General features: G+C 71.3%; 16 protein-coding genes. 9 read left to right on the forward strand and 7 right to left on the reverse strand.

Going from position 1 to position 19786, the window contains the following annotated elements; genetic code table 11:
* Positions 1 to 69: 69 nt before the first annotated feature.
* Both uvrC and VF092_27315 read right to left on the reverse strand, forming a co-directional pair.
* Positions 70 to 1965: an excinuclease ABC subunit UvrC gene (gene uvrC / locus VF092_27310; GenBank protein ID HEX6751028.1), complete on the reverse strand. Its 1896-nt coding sequence runs from the start codon at positions 1963 to 1965 to the stop codon at positions 70 to 72.
* Positions 1966 to 2304: 339 nt separating this feature from the next.
* Entirely contained in the window at positions 2305 to 3525 is a 1221-nt protein-coding gene (locus VF092_27315) for an AI-2E family transporter (GenBank protein HEX6751029.1), read from the reverse strand.
* Positions 3526 to 3720: 195 nt separating this feature from the next.
* On the opposite strand from VF092_27315, the gene VF092_27320 reads away from it, so the two are divergent.
* The 4 genes from VF092_27320 to VF092_27335 all read left to right on the forward strand — a co-directional run bounded on the left by VF092_27320 (position 3721) and on the right by VF092_27335 (position 6262).
* Positions 3721 to 4320 (forward strand): hypothetical protein, encoded by a 600-nt coding sequence (locus VF092_27320; GenBank protein ID HEX6751030.1) that lies wholly within the window; start codon positions 3721 to 3723, stop codon positions 4318 to 4320.
* An 11-nt stretch (positions 4321 to 4331) separates the two neighbouring features.
* Positions 4332 to 4994 carry a class I SAM-dependent methyltransferase gene (locus tag VF092_27325; protein ID HEX6751031.1) on the forward strand — a complete coding sequence of 221 codons (663 nt, stop codon included), beginning with the start codon at positions 4332 to 4334 and terminating at the stop codon, positions 4992 to 4994.
* Between the two features lie 3 nt (positions 4995 to 4997).
* A complete protein-coding gene (mtgA, locus tag VF092_27330) occupies positions 4998 to 5738 on the forward strand; it encodes a monofunctional biosynthetic peptidoglycan transglycosylase (protein HEX6751032.1) in 741 nt (246 codons plus the stop codon).
* Between the two features lie 74 nt (positions 5739 to 5812).
* On the forward strand, positions 5813 to 6262 hold the full coding sequence (locus tag VF092_27335) for a PilZ domain-containing protein (GenBank protein HEX6751033.1): 450 nt from the start codon (positions 5813 to 5815) through the stop codon (positions 6260 to 6262).
* Between the two features lie 88 nt (positions 6263 to 6350).
* Here VF092_27335 and VF092_27340 read toward each other — a convergent pair whose 3' ends face one another.
* From VF092_27340 to VF092_27350, 3 genes are all read right to left on the reverse strand, one after another.
* On the reverse strand, positions 6351 to 6815 hold the full coding sequence (locus VF092_27340) for a hypothetical protein (protein ID HEX6751034.1): 465 nt from the start codon (positions 6813 to 6815) through the stop codon (positions 6351 to 6353).
* A 164-nt stretch (positions 6816 to 6979) separates the two neighbouring features.
* On the reverse strand, positions 6980 to 8197 hold the full coding sequence (locus VF092_27345; GenBank protein HEX6751035.1) for a DUF4407 domain-containing protein: 1218 nt from the start codon (positions 8195 to 8197) through the stop codon (positions 6980 to 6982).
* Entirely contained in the window at positions 8194 to 8796 is a 603-nt protein-coding gene (locus VF092_27350; GenBank protein HEX6751036.1) for a hypothetical protein, read from the reverse strand. Before VF092_27350 ends, VF092_27345 begins: the two co-directional genes overlap by 4 nt.
* Positions 8797 to 9055: 259 nt before the next feature.
* On the opposite strand from VF092_27350, the gene VF092_27355 reads away from it, so the two are divergent.
* The 3 genes from VF092_27355 (at position 9056) to VF092_27365 (ending at position 13649) form a co-directional block, all read left to right on the forward strand.
* On the forward strand, positions 9056 to 9871 hold the full coding sequence (locus VF092_27355; protein HEX6751037.1) for a CHAT domain-containing protein: 816 nt from the start codon (positions 9056 to 9058) through the stop codon (positions 9869 to 9871).
* A 61-nt stretch (positions 9872 to 9932) separates the two neighbouring features.
* Positions 9933 to 11117, forward strand: a complete 1185-nt coding sequence (locus tag VF092_27360) for a hypothetical protein (protein ID HEX6751038.1) — start codon at positions 9933 to 9935, stop codon at positions 11115 to 11117.
* Between the two features lie 87 nt (positions 11118 to 11204).
* Positions 11205 to 13649, forward strand: coding sequence for a hypothetical protein (locus VF092_27365; GenBank protein HEX6751039.1), 2445 nt, complete (start codon positions 11205 to 11207; stop codon positions 13647 to 13649).
* A gap of 30 nt (positions 13650 to 13679) precedes the next feature.
* Here the strand turns inward: VF092_27365 and bshC are convergent, their stop codons facing one another.
* Both bshC and VF092_27375 read right to left on the reverse strand, forming a co-directional pair.
* Positions 13680 to 15407, reverse strand: coding sequence for a bacillithiol biosynthesis cysteine-adding enzyme BshC (gene bshC / locus VF092_27370; GenBank protein ID HEX6751040.1), 1728 nt, complete (start codon positions 15405 to 15407; stop codon positions 13680 to 13682).
* Positions 15408 to 16035: 628 nt separating this feature from the next.
* Entirely contained in the window at positions 16036 to 16512 is a 477-nt protein-coding gene (locus VF092_27375) for a 23S rRNA (pseudouridine(1915)-N(3))-methyltransferase RlmH (GenBank protein ID HEX6751041.1), read from the reverse strand.
* A gap of 148 nt (positions 16513 to 16660) precedes the next feature.
* Between VF092_27375 and VF092_27380 the strand changes: the two genes are divergently transcribed.
* Together VF092_27380 and VF092_27385 are read left to right on the forward strand one after the other, a co-directional pair.
* Positions 16661 to 17950, forward strand: coding sequence for an aminotransferase class I/II-fold pyridoxal phosphate-dependent enzyme (locus tag VF092_27380; GenBank protein HEX6751042.1), 1290 nt, complete (start codon positions 16661 to 16663; stop codon positions 17948 to 17950).
* A gap of 96 nt (positions 17951 to 18046) precedes the next feature.
* Positions 18047 to 19759: a hypothetical protein gene (locus tag VF092_27385; GenBank protein HEX6751043.1), complete on the forward strand. Its 1713-nt coding sequence runs from the start codon at positions 18047 to 18049 to the stop codon at positions 19757 to 19759.
* The last annotated feature ends 27 nt before the right edge of the window (positions 19760 to 19786 follow it).

Genomic DNA, 19786 nt, shown 5'->3' on the forward strand with positions numbered 1-19786 from the left:
CAGAGAAAAACCGCAGTTCCTCTGCTGACCCTGCTGACTCTGCGTGAGCCCTAATCTTTTATCAGTGCCTCACCCCACCACGACGCCGCCGCCCGAGGCGCCGCCTGGCTGGGGCGCCTCCGCCGGCGCCTCGCCGCGGACGTGGGCGAGCACCTTGCGCGCGAGGGCGGTGCCGAAGCCGGGGAGCGCAGCCACCTCCGCCTCGCTCGCGGCGGCCACGGCGCGCATCGAGCCGAAGCGGTCGAGCAGCGCCCGCTGCCGCGCGGGCCCCACGCCGGGGATGGTCGACAGCTCGGAGCGCACCGTGCGCTTCGTCCTCAGCTTGCGGTTGTAGCTCACGGCGAAGCGGTGCGCCTCGTCGCGCACGCGCTGCAGCAGCCGCAGCGCCTGGCTCCGCCGCGGGAGGCGGATCGGCTCGCCGCGGCCGGGGACGAACACCTCCTCGTCGCGCTTGGCCAGCGAGATCACCGGCTGCTGCGGGAAGCCGATCTCCTCCAGCGCCTTCGCCGCCGCGCCCAGCTGCCCCTTCCCCCCGTCGATCACCACCAGGTCGGGCGGCGCCTTCCCCTCTTCCACGCGCCGGTTGAACCATCGCCCCACCACCTCGTGCATCGAGGCGAAGTCGTCGTTCCCCCACTGGCCGCGGATCTTGAACTTCTTGTACTCGCCCTTGTTCGGCTCGCCGTTCTCGAAGAACACGCCGCTGGCCACCACCTCGCTCCCCTGCGTGTGCGAGATGTCGAAGCAGAGGATGGTGCGCGGCACGCTCTCCAGCTCCAGCACCTCCTGCAGCTCGTACAGCGCGTCGGGCGCGCGCCCCGCCGTCGCCTGGGCCACCAGCTTGCGCTCCTCCAGCAGGTGCCGCGCGTTCTGCTCGGCGAGGGTGACGAGCTGCACCTTCTCGCCGCGCTGGGGCACGTGCAGGCGCACGGCGCGGCCGGCGTGCTCGCGCAGCAGCTCCTGCAGCACGCCGCGGTCGGCGAAGTCCTCGGGGAAGAAGATCTCCGGCGGGATCGACCCGTCGTCGCGGATCGCCCGGTCGGTGTAGTGGCGGGTGACGAAGGCGTTGAACGCGCTCTCGTCGCTGTCGTCGCCCGCGTTGGTCAGGAAGGTGACCTCGCGCCCCAGCAGCTTTCCCTCGCGGATCAGCAGCACCACGCCGCACGCCTCCGCCCGGTCGCGCGCGAAGCCGACCACGTCGCGGTCGCTGCCGGTGACGTCGACCACGCGCTGCCGCCGCTCCAGCGTCTCCAGCTGGGCGATGGCGTCGCGCAGCTCGGCGGCGCGCTCGAAGTTCATCTCCTGCGCCGCCATCCCCATCTCCCGCTTGAGCCGGTCGGCGACCAGGCGGGTGTGGCCGCCCAGCACCTCCAGGATCTCGTCCACCATCCCCCGGTACTCGTCTTCCGTCTGGAACGCCACGCACGGCGCCTTGCAGCGGCCGATGTGGTAGTCCAGGCAGGGGCGCGCGGGGGTCTCGCGCGGCAGGTCGTAGTGGCAGGAGCGCACGGTGTACAGCTTCTTCACCAGCTCCAGCGACTGCCGCATGCGGCGGACGTCGGTGTACGGCCCGAAGTACCGGCTCCCGTCCTTCACCAGCCGGCGGGTGACGAACACGCGGGGGAAGCGCTCGTGGACGGTGACCTTGATGTAGGGATAGGTCTTGTCGTCCTTGAGGTTGATGTTGAAGCGGGGACGGTTCTCCTTGATCAGGTTGTTCTCGAGGATCAGCGCCTCGGCCTCGGTGTTCACCACGATGGTGTCCACGTCGGCCACCCGCCGCACCAGCTCCTGCGTCTTGATCCCGTGCTGCGCGCCCGCGGCGAAGTAGCTGCGCACGCGGCTGCGCAGCGACTTGGCCTTCCCCACGTAGATGACCACGCCCTCGGCGTCCTTCATCAGGTACACGCCGGGGCGGGTGGGAAGGTGGCGGAGCTTGCTTTCGAGCGTGGAGTTCTGCGGCATCGGGCCAGTCGAGATTCGGGATCGGGACAGGGGGCTTGATACACCACAGGTGCCGCCGGGGTCGCGGAATCGCGAGCGGTTCGCGGGTGGCGACGGGCGAATGAATTCGCGGCAACAACTGCACGAAGTCCCTGCGGGACTGCGGCCGCGGCATCCAGGCGACGAGCCGGCATCCGTGCCGCGCTGAGTTCTCCCCTCCCTGCGCAGCGGGGGAGGGGGCCAGCCGGGGCGGGCAGGATGTTTCCGGTGCAGAGCGGATCCAGGGCCCCAGTCCCGCAGGGACTTCGTGCGGTGGTTGCCGTGGCTTCAGCCGCCCGGGCAACCCGGCCCGACCGGCGGTCACATCCCCCGCACCACCGTCCGCCGCTCGGCCTCGTCGCGCATCCCCAGGAACTCGCCGACGGCCGCGAGCGAGCCGATGTGGTCGCAGAAGATCTTGAACGTCGCGAGGATGGGCACGGCGATGAACGCGCCCGGGATCCCCCAGATCCAGAACCAGAAGGTGAGGCCGACGAGCAGCGCGACCGGGTTGAGCGCCAGGCGGTGGCCCACGAACACCGGGCTCACGAAGTTGGCCTGGATCAGGTTGATGCAGAGGAAGGCCGCGGGCACCGCCAGCACGCGCCCCGCGTTGTCGAACACCGTCATCGCCACCAGGCCCAGGATGGCCACCATCGCCAGCGCGCCCAGGTAGGGGATGAACTCGAGCACGGCGACGAGGGCGCCCCAGAGGAGCGGGCTGGGCATCCCCAGCAGCCACATCGCCAGCGCCACCACGGCGCCCTCGGCCAGGTTCACCGCGGCCACGGTCAGCAGGTAGGTGGAGATGGAGCCCTCGATCATCCGCGCGATCTCCACCGCCTTGCGCTTGTCGCCGGTGTTGGGGAGGACCTTGATCAGCTTCTGCAGGAACAGGTCGCCCGCGGCCAGCAGGAAGTAGAGGAGGACGATCACCTCCAGCAGCCCCGCCGCGAAGCGCTGCGTGGTCCCGAACACGCGCGCGATCAGGCTGGGCTGCCGCACCACCACCTCGCGCGGCCGGGCCGCCCCGTCGCCGCCGACGGCCACGGCGCCGGCGGCGCTCTGCACCTGCTCGGCGGTGCGGCTGGCGCGCTCGAGCGGCCGCAGCAGCTTGCGGAGCTTCGCCTGCGCCGTCGCCAGCGTCTCCGGCGCGTTGGCCGCCCAGCTCTGCACCGGGCCGGCCAGCTCGTATCCCGACACCGCCAGCGCGCCGAGCAGCGCCAGCACCACCAGCCCCGCGCCGGCGGGCGGCGGGATGCGCAGCCGCGCCATCGCGCGCACCACGGGGCTGAACAGGAAGCTGAGCAGGAGCGCGAACACCAAGGGCAGCAGGAACGGCCGCGCGAAGTAGAGCGTGTACAGCAGCGCCAGCACGGTGAGCGTGGTGACGCCCACCGAGCGCGTCCGCGGGCTGGCGATGGCGCGCTCGGTCCGCTCCAGGTCCGGCCGCGGCGCGCCCGGCTCCACCGGCGCGGCCTGCGCGGCGGGGTCCACGTCGGGTTCCAGCGGCGAATCGTCGCGCGGGCGGTCGGCGTCCATGCGTGCCGGGTCGGAGTGGGCGGGCGCAGCTCGTTCGATGCGCGAATGTGCAGAAGTCGCGCCCCGGCCTGCGGATGCGGCCGGTCGGGATCGTCCCGCGGCTTTGAGATCGGAGGCCGGGGGATTAGACTGCGCGCTCGGCGGCACGCCCGCAACGAGATCCCCCGCACCGCCCTCGATCCTCGGAACCCATCCATGAGCGACGAGATCAGCATCGACCACGAGACGTTCGGACGGCTGGCGTGGGACGAAGACTTCTGGTACGGCCGGGTCACGCTCCCTGGCTGGGCGGGCTTCCGGGTGCGACTCGGAACCGAGGAGGATCTCGAGGACGATGACGGGACGGCGATCCTTTCCATCGAGCCCGGGATGGACGAGCCGTCGGCGCCGCCGAGCGAGGCGCAGGCGCGCGCCTTTCTTCACCTCGTGCGGAACGAGGCGGCGGTCACGCACGCGGTGCAGCGGGCGATCCTGGCCGAATACCCCAAGTTCCGTAAGGCGTACGGCCGCATACCGGAAGCGGCCGCGCGCATGCCGAGGGCGCGCACCATCGCGGACCTGCAGCCGCTGATCGGGCTCGTCATCGTGCACGTGGTGCGGGCGGAGCGCGACGGAATGGCCTACGTCGGCTTCGAACTGGGGTGCAGCTGGGACGAGGAGCACGGGGTGGGGGTGATGACGCACGCCGGGCGCATCGTGGAAGTTGGCCACGCCGACATCGGGTTCTCGGTGTTCGAGGATGAGACGGCCCCGATCGCGCCGCCGGCGAGGTGGTGGGAGTTCTGGAAGACGTGAGCGTCGCCGCGATGGAGAAGCCCACCGCACAGGTCCGGGCCGACTTCGACGGGATCGCGCGGCTGGAGGAGGCGCACGGCGCGCGCGAGGGACCGTACGTGCGCTGGCTCGCCGACCAGCTCCGCGATGATGTCGGTGAGGCGCTGGAGATCGGCTGCGGCACGGGCGAGCTGACGCGGCTCCTCGCCGCCCGCGCATCGTACGTGCTGGCGATCGACCTCTCGCCGGAGATGATCCGCGTCGCGCGCGAGCGCTCCCCGTCGTTCCCGAACGTCGAGTACCGCGTCGCCGATGTCACCGCGTGGGAGATGCCGCGGGGGCGATTCGACTGCGTGGCCTCCGTCGCGACGCTGCACCATCTCCCGTTCGAGCCGGCGGTCACGGCGATGCGCGACGCGCTGCGGCCCGGCGGGTGGCTGCTGATCCTCGACATCCTCACCCGTCCCGGCCTGCGCCATCTCCCCCGCAACGCCGCGGCGGCGATCGCCAGCCGGCTGAGGATGCGTCGCGGATCGCGCGCGCTGCGGGCCGCGTACGACGCGCACGGGCGCGGCGAGACGTACCTGCGCCCGGACGAGCTCCGCGCGCGCTTCGAGCCGCTGCTGCCGGGCGCGGAGATCCGCGAGCACCTGCTCTGGCGCTACTCCGTGGTCTGGCGCAAGCCGATGGGATGAGCGATGTGGTTCCGACGACGCGTGGAGGACGAGGACCGGACGCTGCCGTACGAGCCGGCGGAGGAACCGCCGCCGCGGCGGCGCCGCGTGGCGCGGGTAGCGATCTGGATCGCGAAGGTGCTTGCCGCCTATTACGTGCTCTGCCTCGTCCTGCTCGTCGCCTACCGCTGGGTGCCGCCGCCGGCCACGGGCGTGCAGGTGCAGCGCCGGATCGAGGCGTGGACGTCGGATTCTCCCTACCGCCAGCGGCGCGTGTACAAACCGATGTCGGCCATGTCGCGGCATCTCCCGCGCGCGGTGGTGGCGGCGGAGGACGGGCGTTTCTGGACGCACTTCGGCTTCGACTGGGTGGAGATGCGGCAGGCGAAGCGCGACGCGGAGCAGGGCGGGCGGATGCGCGGCGCGTCGACCATCACCCAGCAGCTGATGAAGAACCTGTTCGGCTGCGCCTGCCGCAACCCCGTGCGCAAGCTGTACGACCTCGCGCTCACCCCCGCGGCGGAGCTGATCCTGGGGAAGCGGCGGATCCTGGAGCTGTACCTGAACAACGTGGAATGGGGCGACGGCGTGTTCGGGGCCGAGGCCGCGGCGCGGCTGCACTACGGCGTCGGCGCGCGGGAGCTGTCGCGGACGCAGTCCGCCGGGCTGGCGGCGCTCCTTCCCAACCCGCACCGCCGCACCCCGGCGAACACCCGCGGCTACACCCGCGAGATCCTGCGGCGCATGCAGGTGCGCGGATGGTAGGGCAAACGCGGTACCGCGCGGGCGGCCTGTCGCTTGCCGTCTGCTACGGGCTTCCGACGGACGGGAGGAGGAGGATGACGGTCGTCTCAACGGCAGGCACGCGCACGAACCCGCGCCGCGAGTTCATCCGACACACCGCCGACGTGCCGATCGAGGTGTGCGCGGCCGAGGCCGATGGCGGGCGCACGCAGCAGGGCGTGAACGTGAGCGTCGGCGGGCTGTCGTTCGTCTCCGACCAGGCGCTGGAGACGGGGAGCACGATCCGCATCCGCATCGCCGAGGTGGACCCTCCGTTCCAGGCGCAGGCGCGCGTCGTCTGGTCGCGGCCCGAGGGCGACGGCTACTGCGTCGGCGTTCGCTTCCTGGACGCGAGCGACGCCTTCCGCGCGCGGATGGTGGAGCAGGTGTGCTCGATCGAGTCCTACCGGCGCGAGGTGCAGGAGCGCGAGGGCCGCGTGCTCACCTCGCCCGAGGCCGCCGCGGAGTGGATCGGCAAGTACGCGGGCCGCTTCCCCGGCGACTGAATCCGGGGAAGTTCGAGTCCACGAAAACAGCGGAGGCAGCGGAGACGAGTTCTCCGCTGCCTCCGCTGCTCTGCGTGAGACTCGCGATCTACGGCGCCGGCGCGGCTCCGGCGGTGGGACGTATGCGCGGGAGGAGCCCGTCGCGCGTGATGTCGTCGGCCGTGCCGATCAGCCCGTCGGGGCCGGCGGAGCGCAGCTCGAACTCGTCGCCGCGCGGGACGAAGACCACGCGGTGGCCCCACGGGTCGCAGGTGCTCAGCCACGGCACCTCGGCCACCGAGTCGGCGAACTCGAACAGCCGCAGCGGCCGCTTCTGCTTGTCGCGCACGAAGCCGGTGAGGCGCTCCGACAGCATGGTCAGACGATACTCGGCGCGCGCTGCGGGCTCCGGCCAGCTCTGCGTCTCCGCCGCCCGCAGCTGCGCGGGCGTCATCGCCGCGTTGCCGGTGATGGTGTCGGCGCACGCCTCCGCGCGAGGCGGCGACTGCTGCGCAACGGCGGATGACGCGCAGACGGCGAGCGCGAGCGGCAGGAGCAGATACGTCGGCTTCATCGCTGGAAGGATCGGGGTCGGTGGATCGTGGGATGGCCGATGAGGTGGGCACGCCGCAGGAACTTAGCGAATCCGCCGGGTGATGTGTAGCCTTGCCCGTGCCAGAGGGAGAACCGCGTCTATCCTCCGACCGGCGGACCACACGCCCCGAGCCCGTGAGCGCGCTAGGCGAAATCCTCGGCGTACTCGTCCACGTCGTGGCCCATCTTCGCCAGCTCCTTGCGTCTCCAATCCTCCACCATGTGCCCCGCGAGCTCTGCCTGGGCGTCGGCGACCTGCCGCATCAGCGCTTCGTTGGCGCGGAGCTCGGCGTCCAGACGCAGCTGGTGCTTGTCGGAATTCAGCTGCTGTTCCGTTTCGAACATGCTGTCACGGTCGGCCATTTCCAGCTCCGCGTTGGTCTTCAGCTCGTGGCGCTTGACGCGCATGCTCTGCCGGACCTTCTCCACCAGTTCGAACTCCCGCTGCTCCAGCAGCTCGTCGTAGGGACGGTACGGGCTGAAGGTGGACAGCAGCTTCACCACCACGGGCGCCGTTTCCAGCGAGATGAAGAGCAGGGTGATGAAGATGCTGGCCCAGCGGATCGTCTCACTGTCCTTCTTCAACGAGCCGAACGCCTCCATCCGCGCCAGGAACCCGTCCGCCCCGCTCCGCACCGAGTCCGTTCGCGCGATATTGCGGTCCTGCTGGGCTTCCAGGCGCGCGATGACGCTGTCGTTCCGGCCGATCCGGGGGAGGTTGCTGCTCTTGATCTCCTCCCACTGGCGCAACGCCTCCTTCCGCGCCGTGTCCTTCTCGGCGAACACCGGCCCCGCCCCGGGAATCATGGTGCCGCCCGTACCTTCCTTCTCGCGGATCCACTCATCGTTGCGCCGGTTGTACTCATTCTGCCTGGCGTCGATCTCCGCGCGCATCCGCGCGTTCTCCGCGCGCAGGCTGTCCAGCCGCTCGCCGTCGCCCGCCCGGATGCGGTCGACGTCGCTGTTCCGGGCCTGGGACTGCATCTGGTCCCAGCGAAGCTGGATCTCCCCCTCGAACAGTCTCAGCTCCAGCGGGCGCGAGATCACCACGGCCAGCAGTACGGAGATGACGAACCGCGGCGCCGCGTAAAGAAGGTCGAGCGCGAAGTGCTTCTGCTTGCGCATCCCCGACACGATCACGCGGTCCAGGTTGAAGATCACCGCGCCCCAGAGCACCCCGAACGCCGCCGCCACCGGGACCAGGCCGAACACGGTGTAGAGCGCGTAGCCGCCGGAGAGGCTGGCCAGGATCGCCGTCAGCAGGATGGTGACGCCGATCCCCACGTACTTGGACTCGTCGGTAGGGCATTCCCGCAGGACGTCGGTGTTGGCTCCCGAGCAGAACAGAAAAAAGCGCTTCATCCCTGGTCTCCTGTCCTGGTGTTCACCTCTGACTTCACGCGCTTGCGAATCTGGTCGAACACGTCTCCGACGCGTGGAATCCGGTCCGCCGACATCCGTCCAAGCGCGGGTCCGGCCGCCCGGTCCGCGGAAGTGGGGCCCGGAGCGGCCCGCGCGCTCTCCGCCGCGAAGCGCACCGACAGGTCCACCTTCAGCGGAACGTGGAAGGAAGGCGCGGACAGGCGGATCGTGGGCGCGGCGAGCCGGATCGACGGCGCCGCCACCTCCACGCCGCGCAGGACGACGGTGTGCGACAGCCTCGGCGCGGGCACGAACAGCGTGCGGATGAGCGGCATCGGCGACACCCGCACGTGCACCGTCTCGGACAGCCGGTCTCCTTCGGGCGACCCCGCCGTGAGCGTGTAGAGGCCGCTGGCGGCCGGGAACACCTCGCAGCGCCCGGCCTCGTCCACCTCGCCCACGCCGCGGTCGATGCTCACCCAGAGCGCTCCCTCCACGCGCCAGGTGAGCCGCACCGGCCGCCCTTCCAGCGTGGCTTCGGGCTCCGCCTGGAACAGGATGATCTCCAGCATCTCGTCGTGCTCCCGATAGCGTCCCACCGCGCGGGCTTCCCTCCCCCGCTTTCACCTTGGATTGGCGCGCATCGCCGATTTCCCGGCGTTTCTGTGGAAGCGTGTAAAAGCGGACGGCTGCCCGGCACGAGTTCGTGGCCGTGGCAGCCGTTTTCGATGCTGGGGATCAGCTTTGACGTTTCGCCAGCGGTGGTCGCGGCAGGCGGTCGATCGATGTCCGCCGTGTGCTGGCGGAGACTGGGTGCGAATCGGGGACCATCGACCCGTCTCACTTCGCGGAGGCGCCGTGCGACGTTACCCCAGGGACGCACGGCCGAGACGAAAACCCCGAGCGAGCGAGATCCCCATGTCCCCTCCCGTCAAGGTGCTGCTGCTGGCCGCCAACCCCGACGACAACTCGGCGGGGCTCCGGATCGACCACGAGATCCGCCGGGCGCTCGAGGCCGTCCGGATGGGGAGCGCCGGAGACAGGCTGAAGATCGAGCCGGAGCTGGCGGCCGGCGCGGAAAACCTGCCCGACGCCCTCCAGCGGCATCACCCGCAGATCGTCCACTTCGCCGGGCACGGCTACGAGAAGGGGATCGAGCTGGACGATGGATCGATCGTGCGCGCGAGCACCCTCGCAGGGCTGTTCACCACTTTCCGGGAGGTCCGCGTGGTGGTGCTGAACGCGTGTGAGACGCTTCCCGTGGCGAAGCGGATCAGCCAGGTGGTCGACTACACCGTGGCCATGGAGCTGCCCATCCACGACTCCGCCGCGATCAGGTTCTCGGGTGCGTTCTACGCCGCCCTCGCCTTCGGCCGTACGGTGCGGTCCGCGTTCGAGGAGGCCGCGGCGTCGCTGAAGGCAAAGTACGGCGAGAGGCACGCGATCCCCCACCTGCTGGTCCGCCCCGGCGCCGATGAAACGCCGCTCGCTCCGTCCGAGACTTCCGCCGATTTTATCGAGCAGAAGCACAACCTCAGGAAGATCGACGCGGTCGGCAACGTGGAGACGGAAGCCGAAGCCCCTGCGACGGCAGCCACCCGGACCTCTCAGCACACCTGCATGGAGGACGTGAAGAGCGGCGGCGATGTAAGGTCCATACAGAGGGTAAGGTGAGTGTCCGACCCATCATCGGCCGGCACTCATCCGATCAACGTTGCCAACCACGAGGAATGCGATGGACAACCTGACGCTGAGCGAAAAGCTGATCCGCGAGCACAAGGCCGAGCCGCTCGAGGGTCACACGGTGGTGGTGCTGGAGCGCGTCGGCGAGTCGGGCGAGAAGTTCCACTCGCTGCTTGAGCCCGGCTCCGACCGGGTCGGCGGCGGCTGGCTCCGCGCGCTGCTGGGCAGGTCCGACCGCTACTTCGCGTTCGCGGTCGACGCTTCGAAGGCCCGCCCGCTGCGCTTTACGGAGCACGTGGAGATGGCAGAGCGCGCGCACGACTTCGACCTGCACTTCACCCTGTGGTACCGCGTGTCCGACGCGCAGCTGCTGGTGGCGGCCCGCGACATCGACCCGCTGCTGCGGGTGCAGACGAAGGTGGCCGAGGTGGTCACCGAGGAGATCGCCCAGCTTCCCTGGGCCGAGGTGTGGCACTCGTTCCGAACCGCCAGCGAGTTCGTGGTCTCCGGCACCCTCCCCGAGCTCAAGACCTTCGCGCGCGACTACGGCATCACCCTCACCTCGCTGCGGCTCCGGGAGCAGCTGCCGCGCGAAGCCACCGCCGTCGAGCGCAAGATCCACGAGACGCGCGAGAAGGGGCGATACGTCGACGCGCGCAGGACCGTCGGCCGCGAGTTGAAAAACCGGGAGAGCGACCGGAGGCGGGAAAACGCGGCACGTGACGGGGAAGACCGCGCCGACGAGGCGCGACGCGAGCGGCAGGACACCGTCACCCGCACGACGACCGAGACAATCGGCAAGCTCATCGCCACGGCCACCTCCATGGAGGAACTCGCCGAGATACACGCCTCGCTGGGCACCGGCGAGGAGCACACCAGCCCACTCCTTTCTCGCCACCGAAACGGGTCTTGCGTGCTTGGCCCTGGCAACCGCGAGAGCCTGGCGGCGCTCCCCGCGGGCAGTAGCGGGCTCCCCGGCGTGCTGTCGGATCTGGTCACGCTCACCGACCAGCTCGGTCTCAGGAGCCAGCGCTGCCGAATCCAGGGCGCCCTGCTGCACGTGGTGGCGTCGGTGCTGGCCGAAGACGCGGGGCAGGTGACGGCCAGACAGGCGGACCATGCCAGGGAGGCCCAGCAAGCGCTGGCCGAGGCGCCGCAGATGGCGCCGGGCCGGTTCGAGGCGCTGCAGGACCTCGCCGACCCGCAGCAGCTGCGCGCGCGGCTCCATTCGCCGTGACGCCCGGCCCGCAGTCGCGGGCAGGCGGGCGGGAAGAAGCCGTGCCGCCGCGTGGGCTGACGCCCCACCTTCACCGAGAATCGTCCCATGTCCCTGGAAGAGCCCATGCCCTCCGCGCCCGCTGCCTCGGCGCCGGCGTCCCAGCCGCCGGAGCCCTCTCTCGTCGCGGCCCCTTCCGATCCCAACACGCCGCCCGGCGGGCAGCAGCAGAGGAGCACTCTCACGGACATCGAGGCCGGCCGCGACGTTTTGGTAGAAAACTCTATCGACAACTCGGTCGAAACCTCGATCTACAACGGCGACGTCTACTACCAGGTGATGGCGGCGCAGCGCCGCACGGTGCGCCGGTCCACCCTCGCCGACGGGCAGGAAGTCTCCCGGGTGGAGGAGGAGTGGGCGGTGGAGCACTTCGCCGGGATCGAGGGCGAGGCCGACACGCTGGTGCGGCACCTGGAGGAGCGGCGCGTGCTGCTCCTCTGCGCGCCGAGCGGGGCGCGCAAGGTGACCGCCGCCACCCACCTGGCCCTTCGGCTGCGGGAGCGCGGCACCTGCACGCAGCCCGCCGCCGTGTTCGATCCGCCGGAGCGGCACGTCCCGGTGGACCTTCACCAGTTGGCGGCGAAGCACGCCCAGTTCGCGGACCGGCTCGTCGTCTTCCGCAACACCCTGTCGCGGGGGAACCCCGACCTCCACGACGCGTTCGCCAAGACCGACCGCGCCGGCTGGGCGCAGCTCGCCGACCGGCTGCGCGCGCGCAACGCCTATGTGGTGTTCACCGCCACCCCGGCGGAGACGGGGCAGTTCCACGACGCGCATGCCCTGCAGGGCCTCCTGCGCTCCCTCGACCCGCATTCTTCCGAGCTGCGGGCCGCCCGGCTCGACCGGCACCTGGGCGCGCTCCAGCAGCCCGGCGGGACAGCCGCGGAAACGCTCCAGGCCGTGCGCGGCTTCCGCGACCAGCTGCTGGAGCGGTTCCCCTTCTCCTCGCAGGCGGCTGACTTCGTGGACTTCTTCGTGGACCTGGGCCAGCCGTCGCTGGGGTTCGACGAGGGGCTCGCTCTCTTTCAGGACGCCAGCCGGCGCCTGCTCTACGACTTCGGCGACGACTTCGACGGGTGGTCGTTCGGCTTCGTCCTGGCGCTGGCGCAGTGCACCCCCGACGCCGCGGGCGTGGCCTGGGTCGACTTCGACCGCCTGCGGCGCCACCTGCGGCGGTGGCTGCAGCGTGACCTGCAGCTCGCGGACGGCGCGCGAGCCCAGGACGACGACGAGCCGAGCGAGGTGAGGCTGGAGTTGTCCGACGACTCGCTGCTGACGCGCAGCCGCGCCACGATCAAGAAAGACCCGTTCACGCTGGCCGACGTGGTCTCCTTCCGCGACGAAGTGCCGCCGCAGGGGCTCTGGCGGATGCTGCTGGGGCGTCACCGGCGGGTGCTCACCGCCATCCTCCCGCGGCTTCGCGACCTGGCCGAGCGGCCGGACCAGGACGGGCCCAGCATGAGCGTGCTGGCCGCGCAGATCATCGGCCGCATCGGCGAGATCGACTACCAGCGGGTGGTGGTGCCCATGGCGGAGCGCTGGGCCACCTTGGGCAACAAGCGCCACCGAGGGCTCGTTGGAGCAATGTTCGAGGGCGTGCTGGGGAGCAACGAGCCCCAGTTCCGCGCGCGGTGCCTTCAGTTCCTGAGGTCGATGCACGCTGGCGGGGCCACCGGGCGCGACGGCGACCTGCTGCAGGCCGCGATCACCGCGTACTCGTGGGTGGGCTACTACGACTTTCCGCGGGCGATGCACGAGCTGTACGGGATCGTCCGCGTCCACCTGGTTCCGATGATTGAAAATGCCTCACGGATGTCGCGGCTGGTGAGCGGGATCCAGGCCGATATCGAGCGGGCAGCCCAGAAAGGCGACGACATGCTGGTGCGGAAGGCCCGCGAGGTGCTGCGCCGGGTGGTAGACAAGATCTACGCCGAGCGCGCCGGCGTCTTCCTGAGCGTGCAGTTCGCGCTGGTGTCGCTCTGCGAGGCGCATGGCGTGGCGCCCGTGCTGCGGGAGCTGCGCGAGTGGATCAAGCGGGGCGGGGCGAGCATGGGAGTGCTGATCGCGCTGATGTTCCTGCACGAGCGCGGCATCGCCAACCAGCTACGCGACGACCGCGTGGAGCTTCCGCGGGGTGACGCGCTCCCCCCAGTGAGCTGCGGTCAGTTCGTCCGGGCGCTGGCGAACGGCGACGAAGACGTGCACCAGGCCGTCCGCTTCCTGGGCGATCTGTACGAAAGCGTAACGACCCCGTGGGCGGCCGAAGGCCTGGTGCGTCGGCACTTCCGCGACCAGTTGCAAGGGCACCTGCTGGAGTGGGTGCAGGACGCGCTCCCTGTCTCAGAGCTCGCCGAGCCCATGCGCCGCATGGTCGAGCAGCTGTCGCGAACCCACGAGGGAAAGATGCGGGAGATGATCGTGCAGCTGCTCAACGGCGCCGAGTTCAGGCGCAGGCACGAATTGAGGAGCTTCGCCGCCTCGCTGCAGGTGTGACGGTCGAGCGGCGAGCGAGGATCACCGCGCTCAGTCCCCCGGCACCGGCGCGGCGGCGGCCTCCGCCTCGGGCGCGAACTCGACCTTCATCCCCTCCGCCAGGCGGCGCAGGAGGGCGGGGTCGCGGCCGAGGTACTGGAACACCGTCAGCGCGCGCTCCTGCGGGATCCCCATCGGGCGCAGGTGGTTGCGCACGAGCCGCGTATCCCGCTCCAGCGCGGCGCGGCGCTGCTTGAAGTGGCGCAGGATCGTGCGCTCGCTCTTGGCCGCCTCCAGTAGCGCGCGGTTGCGCCGCGCGCCCACCGCGTCGCGCAGGTTGAAGTCGATCCCCTCGGCCACGTCGATCACCCGCCCCCACTCCTCCACCAGCGCGCGCCGCAGCCCCTCCAGCCGCGCCCACAGCTCGTCGGGCACGTGCCGCCGCGCCACGGCATCCCACAGCGCGTGCTCGGGAAGGCGCAGCTCGTCGTCGGTGATCGCCAGCCGCGCGCGCGCCTCGGCCACCTCGTCGGGAACGATGGTGGCGCCGAAGCGGGGGAAGACGATCGGCGCGCGCATGCCGAACGCGCCGAAGAGCGGCCGCACCTGCCCGAAGTACGCCGTCTCCGCCGGGCCGGCGACGTAGGAGAGCGTGGGGAAGACGAAGGACTCGACGACGGGGCGGAGGAAGACGTTGGGGCTGAGCGCCCGCGGATCGGCCGCCTGGATGGCGCGGAGGTCGTCGAGGGTGAAGTGCCGCCGCGCCTCCTGCGCCACGAAGCCGCCGTTCTCGCGGTGCAGCCGCTCGCGCCCGGCGGGGCCGTGCCAGAAGACGTTGGTCGCCCCCTCCACCAGCGTGACCTGCGAGGTGTACCCGGCCGCCTCGAGCGCCGCCGTCTGCGCCGCGACCAGCCGCTCGTGCTCGGCGGCGTGCTCCAGCTCGGCGAGGATGACCTGCTGCGAGGCGGCCTTCAGCGCCGGATCCGCCGCGTCGGTGACGAGCAGGTCGAAGTCCGCGAACAGCGCCACCACCGCATCCCGGAACGCCTGCGCCACCGTCGCACCGGGGCGGTACGCATCTCGAAGCAAGCTGATACAGAGAGACACATCTCCATCTCCCCCAATCACTTCCGCGAACTCGCGCAACGTCGTTTCCACGTCGCCGCCGAGCGGCATCTCGCTCATCGGCACCGCGACGGAGGAGGTGGCGGAGATGGAGACGCGGCGCAGCTCGCCGTCCTCGGCGACGGCGTAGGCGTGGTTGACCTCGGCGAAGTCGTGGTCTTCCGACGCCGCCCAGAAGACGGGGAGGACGATCACGCCCAGCGCCCGCTCCAGCTCCTCGGCCAGGCGGATCGCGGAGAGGATCTTGTGGACGGTGTAGAGCGGGCCGGTGAAGAGGCCGGCCTGCTGGCCGGTGGTGATCATGGCGCCGCCCTCGTCCACGAAGCGGCGCAGGCGCTCGGCCGCGCGCTCCGACGTGGGGGTGAGCGCGGCGGCGGCGCGCTGGCGCTCGGCGCGGCCGAAGCGGGCGCGGACCTCGGCCAGCTTGGCGCGCCAGGAGACGAGGTCGCGCGGGTGGCCGTCGTAGAAGAGCGCGGCGGGCGAGCGCCCGGCCAGGAAGTCGTCCACCAGCCGGTTGCCGCGGATCTGCGCCACGTGCAGGTGTAGGCTGCTGCTCAGCGTCTCCTCCCCGGCGGTGCGGCGCGCGAGCGCGGCGGGGAGGGCCGGCACGCTGGCGTAGTCGCCGCCGATGATCTCGTTGCGCTTCTGGACCACTCGTCACCCCCCTCCACCCCGGCAGGTCTGCACGAGCGCCGCCCGACAGGTTACAGGCGGCGTACGACGGCGGGCAACCTCACCCGAATCGCCCTGTACACCACAACCGCCGTTCGGTCCCCTTGGCGGTTACACGCAATTGCCGAAGACTGTCATTCCGAGCGGAGCCGCTGCGCCGAACTCGCGAGTGCGCAAGCGCTTGGCGGCTCCCGAGGAATCTCTGGCCTGCTTTCGCGCGACAAGGCGGCCTGTGGCGCGGACGCCGGCCAAAGATTCCTCGGGCTGCATCCATCCATGCGGACGCGATTACGGTCTGGCCGCCCTCGGAATGACAGATCGGGGACTCTCGTCGTACCGAGCGACCGCACGACGCACCGCTGTCATTCCGAGCGGAGCCGCTGCGCCGAAGTCGCGACTGCGCAAGCGCTTGGCGGCTCCCGAGGAATCTCTGGCCTGCTTCCGCGCGACAAGGTGGCTTGTGACGCGGACGCCGGCCACAGATTCCTCGGGCTGCAGCCATCCATGCGGACGCGGTTACGGTCTGGCCGCCCTCGGAATGACAGATTTGGGAGATTCGCGGACGGCGCGGAGGCCGGGTCTCCGGAGCGACGAGGTCGCGCGGTGTGGATCAGTCGCGGCCCTTGTGATACGGCTCGTTGCGGAGGATCGTTCCGGCGCGGTAGAGCTGCTCGGCCAGGACGAGACGGGCGATCTCGTGCGGCAGCGTCATCGCGGAGAGCGAGAGCTGGTGGCGCGCGCGCGACAGGATCTCGTCCGACAGGCCGTAGGCGCCGCCGATCACGAACGCGGCGCCGGGGCTCCCCCGCACCGCCAGCTCCTCGAGCCACTCCGCCAGCCGCTGCGACGTCCACTGCCGCCCCGCCTCGTGCAGGGCCACGATCTCCGCGCCGGCGGGGACGCGCGCCAGGAGCCGCTTCCCCTCCTCGTCGCGGACGCGCGCGGCGTCGCCGGGGCGGCGGAACGGCTCCTCCTTCACCTCCCCCGCCTCGAAGGTGAAGTACCGCTTCGCGCGCGCCTCGTACTCGGCGACCAGCTCGGCGGCGGTGCCGCGCGGGCGGCCGACGGCCAGCAGCGTGATCTTCATCCCCCGTCCTTGAACGTTGTTGGCCCACGTTGGATAAGGCGCCACGGGGCGCGGGTCAACCACGTGCTGCGAAAGCCGGCCACGGCGTGTATCTTGTGGCGATTCGCGCACCAGCGCCCGACCAACCGCTGCAGATCCAGGAGGGACGATGCGGGACCCGCGTGTGTCGGCCATGGCCGACGGGCTGATCGGTTCGGAGATCCTGAGGATCGCGGCCGACGTCCGCGCGATGATGGCGCAGGGCGCGGAGGTGTGCAACCTGACGGTGGGCGACTTCGCGCCGAAGGAGTTCCCCGCCCCGCGCGCGCTGGTGGACGGCATCGTCGACATGCTCCGCGCGGGGGAGACGAACTATCCGCCCTCCGACGGCGTCCCCCAGCTCCGCCAGGCCGTCTCCGCCTTCTACCGCGAGTGGCTGGGGCTGGAGTACGGCGTCGACTCGGTGCTGGTCACCGGCGGCTCGCGGCCGGGGCTGTACGCGACGTACCTCACCCTCGTGGACCCCGGCGACACCGTCGTCTATCCCGTCCCCTCCTGGAACAACAACCACTACGTCCACCTCTCCGGCGCGCGCGGGGTTCCCGTGTTCTGCCAGGTGGAAGACGCCTTCCTCCCCACCCGCGCGATGCTGGAGGAGGCGGTGCGCGGCGCGCGGATGCTGGTGCTGAACTCGCCGCTGAACCCGGCGGGGACGGCCTTCACCGCCGGGCAGCTGGGAGAGATCTGCGACCTGGTGCTGGAGGAGAACGCCCGCCGCGGCCCCGAGGAGCGGCCGCTGTACCTGCTGTACGACCAGGTCTACTGGATGCTGACCTTCGGTGATACCACGCACGTGGACCCCGTGTCGCTGCGCCCGGCGATGGCGGAGTACACGGTGTTCATCGACGGCATCTCCAAGTCGTTCTCGGCCACCGGCGTGCGCGTGGGATGGATCGTCGGCCCGGCGGACCTGGTCAAGCGGATGGCCTCGCTCGTCGGCCACATGGGCGCGTGGGCGCCGCGCGCCGAGCAGCTGGCGGTGGCGAAGCTGCTGGGCGACCGCGCCGAGATCGAGGGCTACCACGCCACGATGAAGACGGAGCTCGTCGCCCGGCTCGAGGCGCTGCACCAGGGGCTGGCGGAGCTGCGCGGCCGCTTCCCGGTGGAGGTGGTGCGGCCGATGGGGGCGATCTACCTGAGCGCGCGCTTCGAGCTGCACGGCGCCGCGACGCCGCAGGGCGCCACGCTGCGCACCAACGACGACATCCGCCACTACCTGCTGCAGGCCGCGGGGATGGCGGTGGTCCCCTTCCAGGCGTTCGGGCTGCCGGAGGAGACGGGGTGGTTCCGCCTGTCGGTGGGCGCCGTGTCGCGCGCGGAGATCCCGCCGATGCTGCAGCGCCTGGAGGCCGCCCTGCGGGCGCTCTCCTACGGCGCGCCCGCCGCCGCCGCGGCGTGACGGCGCGCTGACGCGACATCGACCCCGCGGCGGACGCTCATCCGTCCGCGGGGTCGTCTTCTTTCATCCCCACTTCCGTTTCAGATCCCCTTCTCCATGATCTCCGCCGCCGACCCGCCCGTGCGCTCGCCACGCCCCGCCGCCACCCGCCGCCCGCGCGCGATGACGGCCGTCCGCGTGACGGGGTGGATCGTGCTGGTGGCGCTCGGCGCGCTGCAGGCGTGGGCCTTCCGCCACGCGATGAACCCGGACGGGATCTCGTACCTCGACGTGGCGGACAGCTATGCGCGCGACGGGCTGCGGGCGTGGGTCAACGGCTACTGGAGCCCGCTCTATCCGTGGGTGCTGGCGGGCGCGTTCGGCGTCCTCCGTCCCTCCCCCGCGACGGAGTTCGCGGCGGCCCACGCGGTCAACTTCGCCCTCTATCTCCTCTCCCTCGCCGGCTTCGAGCTGTTCCTGCGCGAGCTGCTCCGCTGGCGGCGCGAGCGGCACGGCGACGCGCTGGAGACGCCGCTCGCGGCGCTGGGCTACGCTGCCTTCGCCTGGGGCGTCCCGCGGCTGGTGACGCTCGAGCTGGTGACGCCGGACCTGATCGTGGCGGCGCTGACGTTCGCCTGCGCGGCGCTGCTCCTGCGCGCGTCGCGCGACGGCGGGCGCCCGCTCACCCTGGGTATGCTGGGCGCCGCGGCGGGCGTGGCGTATCTCGCCAAGGCGGCCATGTTCCCGGTGGGCTTCGTCACCGTGGCCGCGGGCGGGGCGATCGTCGCGCGGGGGCGGGGACGGCGGGTGGGGGTGCGGGGCGCGGCGATGGCGCTCGCCGCGTTCCTGCTGGTGAGCGCGCCGCTCTTCGTCTCACTCTCCATCTCCAAACACCGCCCCACCTTCGGCGACGTGGGGACGCTGGCGTACGCGTGGTACGTGGACAATCTCCCGCAAATGGGGCGATGGGAGGGCGGCGGCGGCACCGGCACCCCCGCGCACGCGCCGCGCGTGGTGTACCCATCGCCGCGGGTGTACGCGTTCGCCGCGCCCGTGCCGGGGACGTATCCGCTCTGGTACGACGCGTCGTACTGGTACGAGGGGATCCGGCCGCCGGTGAATCTCCCCCTCCAGGCCAAGGTGGTCGGCTCGGCGCTGTACCACGTGTGGTACCCGATCGGGATCGCGTTCTTCCCCCTGGTGGTGCTGGCCGGCGCGCTGGTCGCCACTGGGCTGCTGCGGGCGCCGGACCGGAGTGCGTGGCTGGTGGCGCTGCCGTCGCTGGCCACCTTCGCGGCGTACTCGATGGTGCACATCGAGATGCGCTTCATCGGGGCGCAGCTGTGCGTGGTCCTGCTCCTGTTCCTGGCCACGCTCGCCCCGGCGGAAGAGGGAGACTGGCGGCTCCCCGCGGCGGTGCTGGCCGCGGCGGTGCTTCCGCTGGCGATGGACCTGGCCAGATCGGGCGGCCGGATGGCCGTGAACGCGATGCAGGCCGGACCGGAGAACGCGGCGTGGGCCCAGGCGCGGGCGCTGCACGCCGCCGACGTGCCGCGGGGTGCCCGGGTTGGGCTGATCACGACGTGGCAGATCGAGGACGGCGCGCGCTCGTTCTGGGCGCGCGCAGGGCGGATGCGGATTGTCGCGGAGACGTGGGACGCGCGGGAGTTCTGGTCCGCCCCGCCGGCGGTGCAGCAGGCCGTGCTCGACGCGATGGAGCGCGCGGGCGCGACCGTGGTGGTCGCCGCGCACGCGCCGTCGTGCCCGCCCGAGCGCGGCTGGCGCGCGGCGACGCCCGAGCTGTGCGTCCTCACCCCACCAACGCGCTGAGCGGCGGACACGCCTCTCCCGCCCGGT

The organism is Longimicrobium sp. (assembly GCA_036377595.1).
GTDB lineage: Bacteria > Gemmatimonadota > Gemmatimonadetes > Longimicrobiales > Longimicrobiaceae > Longimicrobium.

What these genes read in the sequence shown, in the direction of transcription:
- uvrC (HEX6751028.1), bottom strand. Translation starts at nt 1,965, where the DNA reads ATGCCGCAGAACTCCACGCTCGAAAGCAAGCTCCGCCACCTTCCCACC.
- VF092_27315 (HEX6751029.1), bottom strand. Translation starts at nt 3,525, where the DNA reads ATGGACGCCGACCGCCCGCGCGACGATTCGCCGCTGGAACCCGACGTG.
- VF092_27320 (HEX6751030.1), top strand. Translation starts at nt 3,721, where the DNA reads ATGAGCGACGAGATCAGCATCGACCACGAGACGTTCGGACGGCTGGCG.
- VF092_27325 (HEX6751031.1), top strand. Translation starts at nt 4,332, where the DNA reads ATGGAGAAGCCCACCGCACAGGTCCGGGCCGACTTCGACGGGATCGCG.
- mtgA (HEX6751032.1), top strand. Translation starts at nt 4,998, where the DNA reads ATGTGGTTCCGACGACGCGTGGAGGACGAGGACCGGACGCTGCCGTAC.
- VF092_27335 (HEX6751033.1), top strand. Translation starts at nt 5,813, where the DNA reads ATGACGGTCGTCTCAACGGCAGGCACGCGCACGAACCCGCGCCGCGAG.
- VF092_27340 (HEX6751034.1), bottom strand. Translation starts at nt 6,815, where the DNA reads ATGAAGCCGACGTATCTGCTCCTGCCGCTCGCGCTCGCCGTCTGCGCG.
- VF092_27345 (HEX6751035.1), bottom strand. Translation starts at nt 8,197, where the DNA reads ATGAAGCGCTTTTTTCTGTTCTGCTCGGGAGCCAACACCGACGTCCTG.
- VF092_27360 (HEX6751038.1), top strand. Translation starts at nt 9,933, where the DNA reads ATGGACAACCTGACGCTGAGCGAAAAGCTGATCCGCGAGCACAAGGCC.
- VF092_27365 (HEX6751039.1), top strand. Translation starts at nt 11,205, where the DNA reads ATGTCCCTGGAAGAGCCCATGCCCTCCGCGCCCGCTGCCTCGGCGCCG.
- VF092_27375 (HEX6751041.1), bottom strand. Translation starts at nt 16,512, where the DNA reads ATGAAGATCACGCTGCTGGCCGTCGGCCGCCCGCGCGGCACCGCCGCC.
- VF092_27380 (HEX6751042.1), top strand. Translation starts at nt 16,661, where the DNA reads ATGCGGGACCCGCGTGTGTCGGCCATGGCCGACGGGCTGATCGGTTCG.
- VF092_27385 (HEX6751043.1), top strand. Translation starts at nt 18,047, where the DNA reads ATGATCTCCGCCGCCGACCCGCCCGTGCGCTCGCCACGCCCCGCCGCC.